The organism is Microbacterium sp. T2.11-28, from assembly GCF_950097975.1.
Classification (GTDB): domain Bacteria; phylum Actinomycetota; class Actinomycetes; order Actinomycetales; family Microbacteriaceae; genus Microbacterium.
This window is the reverse complement of sequence record NZ_CATNHF010000030.1, coordinates 43,006-59,648: the sequence shown is the minus strand read 5'-3', so window position 1 is coordinate 59,648 and position 16,643 is coordinate 43,006. Positions and strand designations below refer to the sequence as shown.

General features: G+C 71.2%; 13 protein-coding genes. 8 read left to right on the top strand and 5 right to left on the bottom strand.

The annotated features are described in order from the left end of the window. Window positions 1-121 precede the first annotated feature (121 nt). The 6 genes from QQZ13_RS14095 (at window position 122) to QQZ13_RS14070 (ending at window position 6,778) form a co-directional block, all read left to right on the top strand. Window positions 122-1,849: an ABC transporter ATP-binding protein gene (locus tag QQZ13_RS14095; protein ID WP_284530018.1), complete on the top strand. Its 1,728-nt coding sequence runs from the start codon at window positions 122-124 to the stop codon at window positions 1,847-1,849. Window positions 1,850-1,875: 26 nt separating this feature from the next. After that, entirely contained in the window at window positions 1,876-3,888 is a 2,013-nt protein-coding gene (locus QQZ13_RS14090) for an ABC transporter ATP-binding protein (protein ID WP_342395272.1), read from the top strand. Continuing rightward, the gene (locus QQZ13_RS14085) at window positions 3,885-4,679 is read left to right on the top strand and encodes a sulfite exporter TauE/SafE family protein (RefSeq protein ID WP_284530016.1); all 795 of its coding nucleotides are present in this window, start codon (window positions 3,885-3,887) and stop codon (window positions 4,677-4,679) included. Before QQZ13_RS14090 ends, QQZ13_RS14085 begins: the two co-directional genes overlap by 4 nt. 79 nt (window positions 4,680-4,758) lie before the next feature. After that, complete coding sequence (locus tag QQZ13_RS14080) at window positions 4,759-5,205, top strand: MaoC family dehydratase N-terminal domain-containing protein (protein WP_284530014.1); 447 nt, start codon at window positions 4,759-4,761, stop codon at window positions 5,203-5,205. Further along, complete coding sequence (locus QQZ13_RS14075; protein ID WP_284530012.1) at window positions 5,202-5,642, top strand: MaoC/PaaZ C-terminal domain-containing protein; 441 nt, start codon at window positions 5,202-5,204, stop codon at window positions 5,640-5,642. Before QQZ13_RS14080 ends, QQZ13_RS14075 begins: the two co-directional genes overlap by 4 nt. Then, on the top strand, window positions 5,642-6,778 hold the full coding sequence (locus QQZ13_RS14070; RefSeq protein WP_284530011.1) for a UDP-N-acetylmuramate dehydrogenase: 1,137 nt from the start codon (window positions 5,642-5,644) through the stop codon (window positions 6,776-6,778). The genes QQZ13_RS14075 and QQZ13_RS14070 overlap by 1 nt, the downstream gene beginning before the upstream one ends. A gap of 57 nt (window positions 6,779-6,835) precedes the next feature. Here QQZ13_RS14070 and QQZ13_RS14065 read toward each other — a convergent pair whose 3' ends face one another. From QQZ13_RS14065 to aceA, 4 genes are all read right to left on the bottom strand, one after another. Then, on the bottom strand, window positions 6,836-8,053 hold the full coding sequence (locus tag QQZ13_RS14065) for a pyridoxal phosphate-dependent aminotransferase (RefSeq protein ID WP_284530009.1): 1,218 nt from the start codon (window positions 8,051-8,053) through the stop codon (window positions 6,836-6,838). A gap of 71 nt (window positions 8,054-8,124) precedes the next feature. Then, entirely contained in the window at window positions 8,125-8,460 is a 336-nt protein-coding gene (locus QQZ13_RS14060; RefSeq protein ID WP_284530007.1) for a YciI family protein, read from the bottom strand. 136 nt (window positions 8,461-8,596) lie between these two features. Beyond that, a complete protein-coding gene (gene aceB, locus QQZ13_RS14055) occupies window positions 8,597-10,261 on the bottom strand; it encodes a malate synthase A (RefSeq protein ID WP_284530006.1) in 1,665 nt (554 codons plus the stop codon). A gap of 118 nt (window positions 10,262-10,379) precedes the next feature. Further along, window positions 10,380-11,711 (bottom strand): isocitrate lyase, encoded by a 1,332-nt coding sequence (aceA, locus tag QQZ13_RS14050; RefSeq protein WP_284530004.1) that lies wholly within the window; start codon window positions 11,709-11,711, stop codon window positions 10,380-10,382. Between the two features lie 160 nt (window positions 11,712-11,871). Here aceA and QQZ13_RS14045 point away from each other — a divergent pair, with 160 nt between their 5' ends. After that, complete coding sequence (locus tag QQZ13_RS14045) at window positions 11,872-13,338, top strand: helix-turn-helix domain-containing protein (protein ID WP_284530002.1); 1,467 nt, start codon at window positions 11,872-11,874, stop codon at window positions 13,336-13,338. 156 nt (window positions 13,339-13,494) lie between these two features. On the opposite strand, the gene QQZ13_RS14040 is transcribed toward QQZ13_RS14045, so the two are convergent. Further along, window positions 13,495-15,021, bottom strand: a complete 1,527-nt coding sequence (locus QQZ13_RS14040) for a PucR family transcriptional regulator (RefSeq protein WP_284530001.1) — start codon at window positions 15,019-15,021, stop codon at window positions 13,495-13,497. Window positions 15,022-15,119: 98 nt separating this feature from the next. Between QQZ13_RS14040 and gabT the strand changes: the two genes are divergently transcribed. Continuing rightward, complete coding sequence (gene gabT, locus QQZ13_RS14035; protein ID WP_284530000.1) at window positions 15,120-16,475, top strand: 4-aminobutyrate--2-oxoglutarate transaminase; 1,356 nt, start codon at window positions 15,120-15,122, stop codon at window positions 16,473-16,475. Window positions 16,476-16,643 lie beyond the last annotated feature (168 nt).

Genomic DNA, 16,643 nt, shown 5'->3' with positions numbered 1-16,643 from the left:
GGGCGGCCACGCGACCCGCCTCGCGTCGCGCTGTCAGCGAACGCCCGCCCACGGGCCGGAGCGACGTCGGGGCCGGCGTTAGCATGAACCGTTCGCCGCTGTCCGACTTCGGAGGTCCTGCATGCTCGGCAAGCTCTTGGTGCGCTACCTGACGAAGTACAAGTGGTGGCTGACGGGAGTGCTGGTCTTCCAGTTCGCGTCGGCGATGGCCTCGCTGTACCTCCCTCGGCTGAACGCCGACATCATCGACAGCGGCGTCGCCGCCGGCGACACCGCCTACATCTGGTCGCACGGCATGCTCATGCTCGGGGTGGCGCTCGGTCAGATCGTCGCCTCCGTCATCGCCACCTACTTCGCCGCACGTGCGGCGATGAGCGCGGGCCGCGACATCCGCCGCGACGTCTACCAGAAGGTCAGCGGCTTCTCGGAGCGCGAGGTCTCCCGCTTCGGCGCGGGCACCCTGATCACCCGCAACACCAACGACGTCCAGCAGGTCCAGATGCTCGCCATGATGGGGGCGACCATGCTCGTGACCGCCCCGCTGCTCGCGGTGGGCGGCATCATCATGGCGCTCCAGCAGGATGTCGGACTGAGCTGGCTCATCGGCGTCGCCGTGCCCGTGCTGCTCGTGGTGGCGGGTCTCATCATCAGCCGCATGGTCCCGCTGTTCCGGCAGTACCAGCAGAAGCTCGACGCCGTGAACCGGATCATGCGCGAGCAGCTCACCGGCGTGCGCGTCGTGCGCGCGTTCGTCCGCGAGCGCATCGAGGAGGAGCGCTTCCGCGTCGCCAACACCGACATCATGATCGTCGGCCGCAAGGTCGGCTCGCTGTTCGTGCTGATGTTCCCCCTCGCCATGCTGGTGCTGAACGTCACCGTCGTCGGCGTGATCTGGTTCGGCGGCATCCAGGTCGATCAGGGCAACGTGCAGATCGGCACGCTGTTCGCCTTCATGCAGTACGTCGGCCAGATCCTCATGGGCGTGCTGATGGCGACGTTCATGACGATCATGATCCCGCGTGCGGCGGTCTCGGCGGACCGGATCGGCGAGGTGCTCGACTCCGACGACCAGCTGACGCGGCCGGCCCAGCCGGTGTCGGTGTTCCCGGCGCCGGGAACGGTCGAGTTCGACGACGTGTCCTTCACCTATCCGGGCGCGGAGTCGCCGGTGCTCGAGGGACTGAGCTTCCGTGCCGAGCCGGGCGAGACCCTGGCGATCGTCGGCTCCACGGGATCGGGCAAGACCACTCTCGTGTCGCTGATCCCGCGGCTGTTCGACGTCACCGGCGGCAGCGTGCGCGTCGCGGGAGTCGACGTGCGCGACGCCGATCTCGACCTCCTGTGGCGCGGCATCGGCTACGTCCCGCAGCGGGCCTTCCTCTTCACCGGCACGGTCGCCTCGAACCTCCGGTTCGGGCGCGAGGACGCCACCGACGATGAGCTGTGGGCCGCTCTCGAGATCGCGCAGGGCAAGGACTTCGTCGAGGAGATGGAGGGCGGCCTCGACGCCCGCATCTCGCAGGGCGGCACCAACGTCTCCGGCGGTCAGCGGCAGCGGCTCGCCATCGCCCGCGCCATCGTGCATCAGCCCGACATCCTCGTCTTCGACGACTCGTTCTCGGCCCTCGACGTGTCCACCGACGCCAGGCTCAGGCAGGCGCTCTGGCGCGCGCTGCCCGGGGTGACGAAGATCGTCGTCGCCCAGCGGATCTCGACCGTGACCGGCGCCGACCGCATCGTCGTCCTCGACGACGGCCGGGTGGTTGGCCTCGGCACGCACGACGAGCTGCTGGCGGGCAACGACACGTACCGCGAGATCGTCGAGTCGCAGCTGGGGGTGGACGCATGAGCGGCACGGGGTCGGATGAGAAGACCATGACCGAGGAGGAGCGCCTCGACCTGGAGCGCGCCGAGCAGGCGCGACTGAACTCCGGAGACTGGGACTCGGTCGCGCCGGGCAAGGCCGCCGACTTCGGCAAGAGCTTCGCCCGGATGATCGGGCTGCTCGGCCCGCACAAGTGGGCCTTCGTCTTCGTGTCGATCATGGGGGCGATCGGCGTCGTGCTCGCCGTCGTCGCGCCGAAGGTGCTCGGCGAGGCCACGAACCTCATCTTCGAGGGCGTGATGTCGAGGTGGCTCGCCGAGTTCTTCCCGGCCGGCGCGACGCAGGCCGAGGTCGTCGCCGCGCTCCGCTCGTCCGGGCAGACCGATCAGGCCAACATGGTCGCGGCCATGCAGGACTTCCGGGTCGGCGCGGGCGTCGACTTCGATCAGCTGCGCTGGGTGGTCGTCGCCGTCCTCGCGATCTACGTCGTCTCGGCGGTGCTGACCTGGCTCCAGGGGTACGTGATCAACGTGATCATGGTGCGGTCGATGTGGCGCCTGCGCGAAGAGGTCGAGGCGAAGATCAACCGCCTGCCGCTCGCGTACTTCGACCGCGTGCAGCGCGGCGAGCTCATCTCGCGCGTCACCAACGACATCGACAACATCACGCAGACGATGCAGCAGGCGCTGTCGACGGCCGTGACGAACATCCTCACCGTCGTCGGCGTGCTCGTCATGATGTTCTCCATCTCGTGGCAGCTCGCCATCGTGGCGCTGATCGCGCTGCCGCTCATGGCCGTGGTCTTCGGCGTGATCGGCCCGCGCTCCCAGAAGGCGTTCGCCACCCAGTGGCAGAAGGTGGGGCGCCTGAACGCCCGCGTCGAGGAGTCCTTCTCCGGCCACGCCCTCGTGCGCGTCTACGGTCGTGAGGAGGACTCGCGCGAGAAGTTCCAGGACGAGAACGAGGAGCTGTACCAGGCCTCGTTCAAGGCGCAGTTCCTCTCGGGCCTCATGATGCCGTCGATGATGTTCATCGGCAGCCTCACCTATGTCGGCATCGCCGTGCTCGGCGGGCTCATGGTGGCATCGGGTCAGCTGCGTCTCGGCGACGTCCAGGCCTTCATCCAGTACTCGCAGCAGTTCACCCAGCCGCTGTCCGAGCTCGGCGGCATGGCCGCCGTCGTGCAGTCCGGCACCGCCTCGGCGGAGCGGGTCTTCGAGCTGCTCGATGAGCCGGAGCAGGAGGCGGACGACGCCGACGCGCCCGCCATCGTCGACGGGCGGGGCGTCATCGAGTTCGAGCACGTGGCGTTCTCGTACTCGCCCGACAAGCCGCTCATCCGCGACCTGTCATTCCGGGTGGAGCCGGGGCAGACCGTCGCGATCGTGGGACCGACAGGGGCGGGCAAGACCACCCTGGTGAACCTGCTGATGCGCTTCTACGAGCTCGACGGCGGACGGATCCTGCTCGACGGCCAGGACATCGCCGAGCTCGCGCGCGACGACGTCCGCTCGCGCACCGGCATGGTGCTGCAGGATCCGTGGCTGTTCGCCGGAACGATCCGCGAGAACATCCGCTACGGCAACGAGGGCGCCACCGACGACGAGATCGTCGACGCCGCCGTCGCGACCCGGGTGGACCGCTTCGTCCACTCCCTCCCCGACGGCTACGACACCGTCCTTGACGAGGACGCCGCGAACGTCTCGGCAGGCGAGAAGCAGCTCATCACGATCGCGCGCGCCTTCGTGGCGCAGCCCGCCGTCCTCATCCTCGACGAGGCGACGAGCTCGGTCGACACCCGCACCGAGCTGCTCCTGCAGCATGCGATGTCGGCGCTGCGCGAGGGACGCACGTCGTTCGTGATCGCCCACCGGCTCTCGACCATCCGCGACGCCGACCTCATCCTCGTGATGGAGCACGGCGACATCGTCGAGAAGGGCAGCCACGACGAGCTGATCGCCGCCCAGGGAGCGTACTGGCGCCTGTACCGCTCGCAGTTCGAGAAGGCGGCGGCCGAAGAGCCCGCCGCGGTCGAGCCTCAGGAGCCGGAGCCCGCGGCGTGACGGCGCGGGACGCCGCGCGCGGTCCGCGCTACGTCGTCGCCTGCCTGGGCATCGGCCTGCTCGCCGGACTCCTGTCGGGTCTGTTCGGCGTGGGCGGCGGCACCGTCATCGTGCCGCTGCTGCTCCTCTTCCTCCACTTCGACCAGCGCCTCGCCGCCGGCACGTCGCTGGCCGCGATCGTGCCGACGGCGTCCGTCGGCGTCGTCTCCTACGCCGTGCACGGCTCGGTCGCGTGGATCCCGGCGCTGATCCTCGCCGTGGGAGCGGTGGTCGGGGCCCAGCTCGGCACCTGGCTGCTGGCGCGTCTCCCGCAGAACGCGCTCCGCTGGGGGTTCATCGGCTTCCTCCTCGTCGTCATCGTCATGCTGTTCATCGTCGTGCCGTCCCGCGACGCCGAGCTGGAGCTCACCGTGCTCACCGGCCTCGGCCTCGGCGGCCTCGGGGTGTTCACCGGCATCATGGCCGGGCTCCTGGGCGTCGGCGGCGGCGTGATCGTGGTGCCCGCGCTCATGTTCCTGTTCGGCACGAGCGACCTCGTCGCCAAGGGCACGTCGCTGCTGATGATGATCCCGACCGCGGTGTCGGGCACGCTCGGCAACCTGCGTCGCCGCAACGTCGACCTCGTCGCGGCCGCGCTCATCGGGCTGGCGGCGTGCACGACGACCGCGCTCGGCGCGTGGCTGGCGACCCTCCTCGACCCGCTCACGTCGAACATCCTCTTCGCCGGCTTCCTCGCCTTCATCGCGGTGCAGCTGAGCGTCCGCGCCTGGCGTGCCCGCTCGGCGCGGTGACGGCTCGCACCGCGTGTGCACCGGGCTTTGTCCGGTCGCCCCGCCCCGTCGCCGCGGGTGGCCTCGGTAGGATTGCACGGTGTCCGTGAACCCTGAGCTCGTCGGTCGAGACTTCCCGCCGACTCCGCCGTACCTCGTCGGCCGCGAGAAGGTGCGCGAGTTCGCGCGCGCCGTGTTCGCCACCGACCCGCAGCACACCGACCCCGCCGCCGCGCAGCGGCTCGGCTACTCCGACGTGGTCGCGCCGCCCACCTTCGCGATGGTGATCCAGGACCTGACGCTCCAGCAGCTCCTGAGCGAGCCCGACTCCGGGATCGCGCTCGAGCGCACCGTGCACGCCGAGCAGCGGTTCCGCTACACGCGTCCCATCGTCGCGGGCGACGAGCTGACCGCGCGGCTGCAGGTGACCGGCGTGCGACCTTTCGGCAAGGGGGCCATGGTCACCAGCGAAGCCGAGATCACCGACGCCGGCGGATCCCACGTGGTCACCGCCGTGTCGGTGCTGCTGATCGGAGGCGAGGAATGAGCTCTTCGGCGAATGCGGACGACCGCACGGCGGCCGCCATCGAGGTCGGCACGGTCGTCGCCGAGCGCACCGTCCACCTGACGCGCGAATCGCTCGTGCGGTACGCCGGGGCCTCGGGCGACTTCAACCCGATCCACTACCGCGACGACGTCGCCGAGCGCGTCGGCCTTCCCGGCGTCCTGGCGCACGGCATGCTCACCATGGGGCTGGCGGTCGAGACGATCGTCGAGTGGCTCGGAGACAGCGGGCGCATCCTCGAGTACGGCGTGCGCTTCACCCGTCCGGTCGTCGTCGACGCCGAAGACGGCGCGGAGCTGACCGTCGTGGCCAAGGTCGGCGCGATCGACGACGCCTCCCTGCGCGTGGACCTCACCGTCTCGCACGGCGACACCGTCGTCCTGGGCAAGGCGCAGGTCCGCGTGCGCGCGGACGCCTGATGACCGAGATCACACCGCTGCCGCTGTCGCAGCTCACCACGCTGCGCACCGGCGCGGCCCCCCGCCGGATGGTCGAGGCGCGCACCCGCGACGAGCTCGTCGCGGAGCTGCGCGACGTCTGGGCGACCGGCGAGCCGTGGCTCGTGGTCGGCGGCGGATCGAACCTGCTCGTCGGGGACGAGCCGTTCGACGGCACAGTCGTCGTCGTGCGGACCGGGGGCCTCGAGCGCCTCCCGTCGCCCCGCCAGGGGTTCGCGCGCGTCCGGGCCGAAGCCGGGCACGGCTGGGACGAGCTCGTCGCCTTCACGGTCGCCGAGGGGCTGCAGGGCATCGAGGCGATGTCGGGCATCCCGGGCACCGCCGGGGCGGCCCCCGTGCAGAACATCGGAGCGTACGGCCAGGAGCTCATCCAGACCCTCGTCGAGGTCGAGCTCCTCGACCATGCGACCGGCGACGTGTCTGTCGTGCCGGCCGCCGAGCTCGAGCTCGGCTTCCGCACGTCCGTGCTCAAGGCCCACTACGGCGCGGTCGCGCGACGTGACGCCGTGATCCTCTCGATCACCCTCGAGCTCGCCGAGGCCGGCCATGGCGAGATCCCCGTGCGGGGTGCCCAGCTGCGTCAGTCCCTCGGGCTCGATGCCTCGTCGTCGGCCTCGCTCGCGTGGCTGCGCGACACCGTGCTCGCCACACGCGCCCGCAAAGGCATGGTGCTCGACGACGCCGACCCCGACACCTACAGCGCGGGCTCGTTCTTCCAGAACGCGATCGTCACCGCGGCCTTCGCCCGGACGCTGCCCGCCGCGTGCCCGCGATGGCCGGTCTCGGTCGACCTCGACCCCGTGACGGTGATCCCGCTCGACGTCTTCGACGGGATCGTGCCGGCGCCGGTCGCGCACGAGCCGGACGTCAAGGTCAGCGCCGCCTGGCTCATCGAGCACGCGGGGCTGCGCAAGGGGTTCTCGCTCCCGCGATCACGCGCGGGACTGTCGACCAAGCACGCTCTCGCGCTGACCAACCGCGGCGGCGCGACCGCGGGAGAGCTCGCCGAGCTGGCCCGCTTCATCCGCGGCCGGGTGCAGTCGGAGTTCGGGCTCATGCTCCAGCCCGAACCCGTGCTCGTCGGCGTCGAGATCTGACCCGCACCCCGGCGAAACGACACGGCCGGGGTGCGGCGCCATGGGGCGCGCGACCTCTCAGCCGAAGAGCTTCTGCAGGCGCTGCACGCCCTCCAGGAGCGCGTCGTCGCCGAGCGCGTACGACAGGCGCAGATAGCCGCTCGGGCCGAACGCCTCACCGGGCACCACGGCGACCTCGGCCTGCTCGAGGATGAGGTCGGCGAGCTCGAGCGACGTCGAGACGGTCGTGCCGTGCCAGTCGCGCCCCAGCAGTCCGCGCACGTCCGGGTACACGTAGAAGGCGCCGAGCGGGTTCGGCACGGTGACGCCAGGGATCTTCGCGAGCTCCGAGACGATGAGGCGGCGGCGCCGGTCGAACGCCTGGCGCATCTCCTCGGCCTCCGTCTGGGGGCCGGTGAGGGCGGCCAGGGCCGCGCGCTGGGCCACGTTGTTGACGTTGGAGCTGAGGTGCGACTGGAGGTTGCCGGCGACCTTGATCGCGGCCGCCGGTCCCACCATCCAGCCCACACGCCATCCGGTCATCGCGTAGGTCTTCGCGACGCCGTTGACGAGGATCGTCTGGCCGGCGAGCTCGGGGACGGCCTCGACGATCGACACCGCTCGGGCGCCCTCGTACACGAGGTTCTGGTAGATCTCGTCGCTGATCACCCAGATGCCGTGCTCGAGGGCCCATTGGCCGATGGCGCGGGTCTCCTCGGGCGTGTAGACCGATCCCGTCGGGTTGGAGGGCGACACGAACACGAGCACGGTGGTGCGCTCGGTGCGCGCCGCCTCCAGCTGCTCGACGGTCACCTTGTAGTCCTGGTCGGCACCCGCGAACACCTCCACCGGCACGCCGTCAGCCAGCGCGATCGCCTCGGGGTAGGTGGTCCAGTACGGGGCGGGCAGCAGCACTTCGTCACCCGGGTTCACGACGGCCTGGAACGCCTGGTAGACGGCCTGCTTGCCGCCGTTGGTGACGATCACCTGGGCGGCGGAGACCTCGAGGCCCGAGTCGCGCAGCGTCTTGGCGGCGATGGCCTCGCGCAGCACCGGCAGACCGGCGGCGGGGGTGTAGCGGAAGTTGGCGGGGTCGTGCAGCGCCTCGGCGGCGGCGTCGACGATGAACTGCGGGGTCGCGAAGTCGGGCTCGCCGGCGGCGTAGGAGATCACGGGGCGCCCCGCGGCCTGCAGGGCCTTGGCCTTGGCGTCGACCTTGAGGGTCGCCGACTCGGCGATGGCGCTGAGCTTCGCGGAGACGCGGGGAGTGCGGGGCAGGGGAGCGCGTTCGGTCACGCTACGAGCGTAGCCGGGACGCGCTCCCCGCGGTCACCCGCAGGTGCCGGATGATCGGCGCCGGAGGAGCGTCAGAGGTCCAGGGGCCAGGCGGGGTGGAGCTGGATCACGCCGCCTGCGGCCATGGGGTGACGGGAGGCGAGCTCGATCGCCTCGTCGAGGCTCTCGCACTCGAGGACGTCGAAGCCGCCGATGAGCTCGTACGCCTCGGCGAAGGGGCCGTCGCTGACGATCACCTCGCCCCGGCGGCGGCGGATCGTCTTGGCCTCGGCTGCCGGCCGCAGGCGATCGCCCTCGACGGCGCGGCCGGTGCCATAGGTCTCGCCCGCCCATTCCTCGATCGTGATCGGTGTCTCTTCGGCCTCGGCGAGGTCGGGGTCGGTGAGGACCAGCATGAGATAGCGCATCGTCGTTTCCTTTCCGTCGTGAGCGACGTTACGTGAACACGTCGAACGGCCGCGGAAGGGATCGACATCCCGCGCACACGATTCCCGGCACCCTCTCCGTCGGGGATGCCGGGAATCGTGGGCGGGCGGTGCCGGCTCAGTCCTCGGACAGGTACCGGTGGTAGGCGGGGATCGTGAGGAACGCGGGGAAGTCCTGCCCCAGTGCGACCTCGCGGAACACCTCGGCGGCGTCGTCGAACCGGTCGCCGCTGCGGCGCTCCGCCGACGCCAGCACCTCGTCGATGAGCGTTTCGATGTACGCCGCCGTGATGGCGGTGCCGTCGTCGGTGACCCGGTCCTGGTGGATCCACTGCCACACCTGGCTGCGGCTGATCTCGGCCGTCGCCGCATCCTCCATCAGGTTGTCGATCGCGACCGCGCCCAGGCCGCGGAGCCACGCCTCGATGTAGCGGATCGCGACCGAGACGTTCCCCTTCACCCCCGCCGCGGTGATCGGCAGGCCGATGTGCACGTCGATGAGCTGCGACGCCGTCACGGCGACCTCGGGGCGCAGGCGGTCCACCTGGTTCGGCCGGTCGCCGAGGACCGCGTCGAACTCCGCCTGCGCGACCGGGATCAGGTCGGGATGGGCGACCCAGGTGCCGTCGAATCCGTCGCCCGCCTCGCGCCGCTTGTCGGCGGTCACCTTCTCGAACGCCTGCGCGGTGACCTCGGGGTCGCGCCGGTTCGGGATGAAGGCGCTCATGCCGCCGATGGCGAAGGCGCCCCGCTTGTGGCAGGTCTGCACGAGCAGCTCGGTGTACGCCCGCATGAACGGCACGGTCATCGTGACCTGGCTGCGGTCGGGCAGCACGAACCGGGCACCGCGACCGCGGTAGTTCTTGATCATCGAGAAGATGTAGTCCCACCGCCCGGCGTTCAATCCCGCGACGTGATCGCGCAGCTCGAAGAGGATCTCCTCCATCTCGAACGCGGCAGGCAGCGTCTCGATCAGCACGGTCGCGCGGATCGTGCCGTGCGGGATGCCGATGTACTCCTCGCTGAAGGTGAAGACGTCGTCCCACAGCTTGGCCTCTTCGGCGGACTCGAGCTTGGGCAGGTAGAAGTAGGGCCCGACGCCGTTCGCGATGAGCGCCTGCGCGTTGTGGAAGAAGTACAGCCCGTAGTCGACGAGCGATCCCGAGGCAGCCAGCGCGCGCCCCGTGCGGTCGGTGTACCGCAGGTGCTTCTCGACGAGGTGCCAGCCGCGGGGGCGCATCACGATCGTGGGGGTGCGCTCGGCGGTGACCGCGTACTCCTTGCCCTCCGGCGAGGTGTAGCGCAGCTGTCCGCGGATCGCGTCGAACAGCGACAGCTGCCCCTCGATGACGTTCGCCCAGGTCGGGCTCGTCGCGTCCTCCTGGTCGGCGAGCCACACCCGTGCGCCGGAGTTCAGCGCGTTGATCGTCATCTTCGGGTCGGTCGGCCCGGTGATCTCGACGCGACGGTCCTCCAGGCCGGGCCCGGGGCCCGCCACCCGCCAGGTGGCGTCGTCGCGGATGTGCGCGGTGTCGCTGCGGAACTGCGGGTCGTGGCCGTTCCCGATCTCGAACCGGCGGCGCATGCGGTCGGCGAGGCGGTCGTGGCGCCGCCCCGAGAACCGGTGATGGAGCTCGGTGACGAAGGCGAGCGCCTCGGTGGTGAGGATCTCGTCGTAGCGCGGGCGCATCGGCCCGGTCACGTCGATGCGGGGTCCGGCGGCGGGCGCGGGAGAGGTGGTCGTCGGCGTGGTGGGCGCGGTGCCCGTGGCGGTGGGAGTCATGGCCCTGTCCTTCTGTGTCGGTGGTGGTGTCGGTGCCGTTGGCGGTGGTGCGTTCGTCTCGCTGCGCTCGCTCGACGACCGGGGGTCATGCGGAGCGAGGAGACGGAACGGCGGCGGATCAGTGGAACTGCGCGGCCTCGGTCGACCCGACGAGCGCGAGGGTGGCGCTGTCGGGGTTCAGCGCCGTCGAGACGACGTCGAAGTAGCCGGTGCCGGCCTCGCGCTGGTGCTTGGTCGCGGTGTAGCCGCGGGCCTCGGCGGCGAACTCCGCCTCCTGCAGCTCGACGTAGGCGCTCATGGCGCGCTCGGCGTAGCCGGAGGCCAGGTCGAACATCGAGTGGTTCAGGGCGTGGAAGCCGGCCAGCGTGATGAACTGGAAGGCGTAGCCGAGGTCGGCGAGGTCCTGCTGGAACGAGGCGATCTGCGCGTCGTCGAGGTGGCGCTTCCAGTTGAAGCTCGGCGAGCAGTTGTAGGCGAGCAGCTTGCCGGGGAACTTCTCGTGGATGGCCGCGGCGAACTCCCGTGCCAGTTCGATGTCGGGCTCGCCGGTCTCGACCCAGATGAGGTCGGCGTACGGCGCGAAGGCGAGGCCGCGGCTGATGACCGACTCCAGTCCGGGGCGCACGCGGTAGAAGCCCTCGCTCGTGCGCTCGCCGGTGGTGAACTCCTGGTCACGCGGGTCGACGTCGCTCGTGAGCAGGTCGGCCGCCAGGGCGTCGGTGCGGGCGATGATGACGGTGGGGACGCCCGCCACATCGGCGGCCAGTCGCGCCGCATTCAGCGTGCGGATGTGCTGCTGGGTGGGCACGAGCACCTTGCCGCCGAGGTGGCCGCACTTCTTCTCGCTCGCGAGCTGGTCCTCCCAGTGGATGCCCGCGGCACCGGCCTGGATGAGCGAGTGCGCGAGCTCGTACGCGTTCAGGGGGCCGCCGAAGCCGGCCTCGGCATCTGCGACGATGGGCGCCAGCCAGTCGCGGGTGATCTCGCCCTCCCCGTCGTAGGCCTCCGCGTGCTCGATCTGGTCCTGCCGCAGCAGCGCGTTGTTGATGCGGCGCACCACGGACGGCACCGAGTTGGCGGGGTAGAGGCTCTGGTCGGGGTAGGTCTGACCGGCGAGGTTCCCGTCGGCGGCGACCTGCCAGCCCGAGAGGTAGATCGCCTTCAGGCCGGCCCGCACCTGCTGGACCGCCTGACCGCCGGTGTACGCGCCGAGCGCCCGGATGTAGTCCTCGGTCTGGAGGAGGTTCCAGAGGTTCTCCGCGCCGCGGCGGGCGAGCGTGTTCTCCTCGCGGACCGAGCCGCGCAGCCGGATGACGTCCTCGGCCGTGTAGGTGCGCTCGATACCGTCCCAGCGGGGGTCGGTGGCCCACTGCTCCTGGAGCTCGGCGGCCGTCTCGACCTGGTCTCCGGCACGCAGTGCGGGTCGTCCGGGGGTGGAGTGGATCGTCATGGTGTCTCCTTCGTCGGATGCCGGGCGACGGTGCCCGGGTGGTCGTGGCATCCACTCTGGGTGAATAATCACGGCCAATACGACCATTCGACGTGTGAAGTTCGGCGGAATTTCTGCAAATGTGATGCATCGAGGTCGCTCGTGTGGCACACTCGCCCGCATGATCGACAACGACGTGATCGACGAACCCGCAGGCGGCGCCGATGCGCTGACCATCGGGCGCCGTATCCGGCAGCTGCGGACGGCGCAGGGGCTCACCCTCGAAGAGCTCGCTGCCGCCGTCGACCGCGCGCCCAGCCAGCTGTCGATGATCGAGACCGGCAAGCGCGAGCCCAAGCTCACGCTCCTGCAGGCGATCGCCCGCGCCCTCGGCACCACGATCGACGCGCTGCTGGAGGCCGAGACCCTCGACGAGCGGTCGACGATGGAGATCGCCCTCGAGCGCGCCATGAAGGGCCAGACGTTCCAGTCGCTCGGCATCTCGCCCTTCCGCATCGGCAAGGCCGTGCCGGACGACGCCCTGCGCGCGCTGCTCGCACTCCAGGGCGAGATCGAACGTCTCCACGACGAGCGCTCCGCGACGCCGGAGGAGGCGCGACGGGCGAACGTCGAACTGCGCCACCTCATGCGCCGCCAGGACAACTACTTCGCCGACCTCGAGGCGCAGGCCCGCGGCATCCTCGACGCCGTCGATCATCCGGGCGGGCCCCTCACGCAGCGGAGCGCCTCCGACATCGCCGCCCACCTGGGGTTCTCCCTCCACTACGTGCCCGACCTCCCGCCGTCGGTGCGCAGCGTCGCCGACCTCAAGAACGGCCGGCTCTACCTCTCGAGCACCGTGCCGGCGAAGGGGGACTCCCGCACCGCCGTGCTGCAGGCGCTGTCGAGCCGGATCCTCGGGCACAGCGAGCCGCGGTCGTACGCCGAGTTCCTGCGCCAGCGCGTCGAGACGAACTACCTCACCGGCGCGCTCCTCATCCCCGAGGCCGACGCCGTGCCGTTCCTGCAGGACGCCAAGGCGCGCCGCGCGATCTCGATCGAGGACCTCCGCGACGCCTACTCGGTGTCGTACGAGACGGCCGCGCACCGGTTCACGAATCTCGCGACGCCGCACCTGGGCATCCCGGTGCACTTTCTGAAGGTCCACGAGTCGGGGACCATCACGAAGGCGTACGAGAACGACGACGTGAACTTCCCGGCCGACCGGCTCGGCGCGATCGAGGGTCAGCTGTGCTGCCGCCGGTGGACGAGCCGCGTCGTCTTCGACATCCCCGACAAGTTCAACCCGTACTACCAGTACACCGACACCGGGAACGGCACCTACTGGTGCACCGCGCGGGTAGAGGCCTCGAGCGAGGGCGCGCATTCGGTGAGCGTCGGGGTGCGCTTCGACGACACGAAGTGGTTCATCGGTCGTGAGACGTCCAACCGCGGCGTGTCGCGGCATGCCGTGGAGGTCTGCTGCCGCCGCGCGCCCGCCGAGCTGGAGAGCGTATGGCGCGATCAGGCGTGGCCGAACGTGCGGACGCCGCGGACGCTGCTGGCGACCCTCCCGACGGGCGCCTTCCCCGGCGTCGACACGACCGATCTGTACGAGTTCCTCGAGGGGCACTCCCCGGCGTCGTGAGGGACCTCCTGACCGGCAGCAGTCGCGGAGGAGTGCATCCGCCGAGCCGACACGATTTCACCGAGCCGACACGCTGCGTGCGGCACGGGGCGTGTCGGCTCGCACGGGGCGTGTCGGTTCGCGAGGGAAGCGCTCGCGGGCTGAGCGGCGCGGGTCTCAGCGGTCGGCGGTCACCAGCGCGGCCCACAGCTCGGCGCGGGCGGGGAACGACGTGAGGTCGACGCCCAGCAGCGCCTGGGCCTGGGCGACGCGGGCGCGGACCGTGTGCCGATGGATGCCGAGCGCCTCGGCGGCCGCGTCGATCCGGGCGTCCTGCTCCAGCCAGGTGCGGACGGTCCGGAGCAGCTGCGTGCCCTGGGTGCGGTCGTGCTCGCGCAGCGGAGCCAACCGGGACTCGGCGAGAGCGCGCGCCTCGACCGTGTCGAGCTGGCCGAGGATGCCGCCGGCGGCGACCTCGGCGAAGTCCGCCGCGCGTCCCGGGGCGGACCGCCGCCGGGCGGTCACCGCCTGGGCGTGGGCGTCGGCGAACCCCGCGTAGCCGACGGGATCGGAGACACCCGCCGCGGCCTCGAAGAGCTCTGCGAACTCGTCGAGCACGGCTCGGCGCTCGGCGGCGACCACGACCACCAGCCCGTCCGGACCCCGGCCGTGGAACAGGGTGCCGCGGTTCTCGGTGACGGCGAGCTCGAGCCAGTCGACGGCCGCATCGGCGCGCGCGTGCGAGACCTCCGCGACGGCGACGACGATCGGGGCGGACGGCAGGGCGCCCCACAGCTCACGCGAGACCCGGCGCGCGAGCGTCGGATCGCCCGTGAGCAGGCTGTGCACGAGTCCGGCGCGGAGCGCGCCGCGCGCCTTCCCGAGTCCGACGTTCTGCTCGAGGGCGAGTCCCGCCATCGCGATCACCGAGGTGACGACCCCGCGTCCCTCGAGGTCGAGGTCGCCGCCGGCGATGACGATCGCCCCGCGGAGGTGTCCGCCGCGGCCGAGCGTCTGCAGCGTGAACCGCGCACCGTCGACGTCGAGCGTCGATCCCGCTCGGACGCCGCGCCGCAGCACCGATCCGACCTCTGCCGTGAGGTGGGCGAGCACCTGCTCGCCGATGCCGTCGATCGGATGGCGCTGGGTCAGCACGCCGGCGGCGTCGAACATGCCCACCCACGTGCCGAGCTGCCGGGCGAGCTCGGCCACGGTGGCCCCGAGGCCGTCGGGCCGCAGCGCCGCGAGCGAGATGGCGCGCTGCGCATCGAGCGCCCAGGTGCGCCGCGCATAGGCCTGCGCCGCGATCGCCTCGGCGTTGGCGCGGGCCAACGCGATGAACGGCGTGCGGTAGGGGACCTCGAACAGCGGCATGCCGGCGGCCGCGCAGGCCTCGGACAGCAGGCGCGGGATGCCGTCGCGGGCGACCTCGGTCCCGAAGCCGAGCCCGCGCACGCCGCGCGTGCGCAGCCGCGTGACGTACCCGGTGAACACGTCGGCACCGGCGTCCGGGGCGAACTGCGTGCCCGTCGTCAGCAGCAGCAGCTCCTCGGCGAGGAACGGCGTCGGATCGAGGAGGTCGGAGCTGTGCACCCACCGCAGCGGCGCGTCGAGCGCGTCGGGGGCGAGGGCGGCGTCGTCGCTCTCCAGCCGCAGCTGCAGCTCCCGCCGCGACAGCAGGGCGCGCAGGGTCGGCTGGATCATGGCATCCTCGGGTCGGTGTACGCGATGTACGCAGGTCTGGTCAGAATGTACACCGCGGCGGCTGTGGACCGTGGTGTCCGCGTCGTACGCTCACCGGCATGACCCTCGCCGAACTCGACGCCCTCCCGCTCGGCGGCCCCTCCCTCCCGCAGGAGCGCCGCCTGGTCACGCCGATCCCCGGTCCGCGCTCTCAGGAGCTGCTCGCGCGCAAGGCCGCCGCCGTCGCCGCGGGCGTCGGCCACACGGTCCCCGTCGAAGCGGTGGCCGCGGGCGGAGGCGTCGTCGTCGACGCCGACGGCAACTCGCTCATCGACCTCGGATCGGGCATCGCCGTGACGACTGTCGGCAACGCGCACCCGAAGGTCGCCCAGGCGATCGCCGCGCAGGCCGCCCAGTTCACCCACACGTGCTTCATGATCTCGCCCTACGAGTCCTACGTCGCGGTGGCCGAGGCTCTGAACCGCCTGACCCCCGGCGACCACGCGAAGAAGTCGGCACTGTTCAACTCCGGGGCCGAGGCCGTCGAGAACGCGGTGAAGATCGCCCGCAAGTTCACCGGTCGCCCGGCGGTCGTCGCCTTCGACCACGGCTACCACGGCCGCACCAACCTGACGATGGGTCTCACCGCCAAGTCGATGCCCTACAAGAGCGGCTTCGGGCCCTTCGCCTCCGAGATCTACCGGGCGCCCATGTCGTACCCGTACCGCGACGGCCTGACCGGCGCGGCGGCGGCGGCCAAGGCGATCTCGATCATGGAGAAGCAGATCGGCGCCGACAACCTCGCCGCCGTGATCATCGAGCCGATCCAGGGCGAGGGCGGCTTCATCGTCCCCGCCGACGGGTTCCTCCCCGCGCTCGTGGACTGGTGCCGCGCGAACGGGGTGGTCTTCATCGCCGACGAGGTGCAGTCGGGCTTCGCGCGCACCGGCGCCATGTTCGCCAGTGAGCTGTTCGGGATCGTCCCCGACCTCGTCACCACGGCCAAGGGCATCGCCGGCGGCATGCCGCTGGCCGCGGTCACCGGCCGCGCCGAGATCATGGACGCCGCGCACGCGGGCGGCCTCGGCGGCACCTACGGCGGAAACCCCGTCGCCTGTGCGGCGGCGCTCGCGGCGATCGACGCCTTCGAGAACGACGGACTGCTCGAGCGGGCGCGTGAGATCGGGGGGATCCTCCGCGCCCGCCTCGAGTCTCTGCAGCAGAGCGACCCGCGCATCGGCGAGGTCCGCGGGCACGGCGCGATGATCGCGGCCGAGTTCGCCCACCCCGAGACGCGGGAGCCGGATGCGGCCCTGACGGCGGCCGTGGCGAAGGCGGCGATCGCCGAAGGCGTCATCGTCCTCACCTGCGGCACGTACGGCAACGTGATCCGCTTCCTGCCGCCGCTCAGCATTCCCGACGACCTGCTGAACGAGGGGCTCGACGTCGTCGCCGACGCCCTCGCCGCGCACTGACCCAACCCCTCTCGAGCGAACGAGACGACGCCGGCAGACGACCTATGGGGAGAGGCGCAGGGTTCGTCCCGTGGGGGCAATCGGGGCTCGGGGGCCCCCGCTCTTGCCCCCACGGGACGAACCCGGAGCCGGGATGTTCCCAAGCCGATCGAAGACGAAGGAGTACCC

Excerpts from the sequence above, each read along its gene's own strand:
- QQZ13_RS14060 (WP_284530007.1), bottom strand. The coding sequence starts at position 8,460 with ATGCGCTATCTCATGCTGGTCCTCACCGACCCCGACCTCGCCGAGGCC.
- QQZ13_RS14040 (WP_284530001.1), bottom strand. The coding sequence starts at position 15,021 with ATGATCCAGCCGACCCTGCGCGCCCTGCTGTCGCGGCGGGAGCTGCAG.
- aceA (WP_284530004.1), bottom strand. The coding sequence starts at position 11,711 with ATGACGATCCACTCCACCCCCGGACGACCCGCACTGCGTGCCGGAGAC.
- aceB (WP_284530006.1), bottom strand. The coding sequence starts at position 10,261 with ATGACTCCCACCGCCACGGGCACCGCGCCCACCACGCCGACGACCACC.
- QQZ13_RS14045 (WP_284530002.1), top strand. The coding sequence starts at position 11,872 with ATGATCGACAACGACGTGATCGACGAACCCGCAGGCGGCGCCGATGCG.
- QQZ13_RS14075 (WP_284530012.1), top strand. The coding sequence starts at position 5,202 with ATGAGCTCTTCGGCGAATGCGGACGACCGCACGGCGGCCGCCATCGAG.
- QQZ13_RS14070 (WP_284530011.1), top strand. The coding sequence starts at position 5,642 with ATGACCGAGATCACACCGCTGCCGCTGTCGCAGCTCACCACGCTGCGC.
- gabT (WP_284530000.1), top strand. The coding sequence starts at position 15,120 with ATGACCCTCGCCGAACTCGACGCCCTCCCGCTCGGCGGCCCCTCCCTC.
- QQZ13_RS14095 (WP_284530018.1), top strand. The coding sequence starts at position 122 with ATGCTCGGCAAGCTCTTGGTGCGCTACCTGACGAAGTACAAGTGGTGG.
- QQZ13_RS14090 (WP_342395272.1), top strand. The coding sequence starts at position 1,876 with ATGACCGAGGAGGAGCGCCTCGACCTGGAGCGCGCCGAGCAGGCGCGA.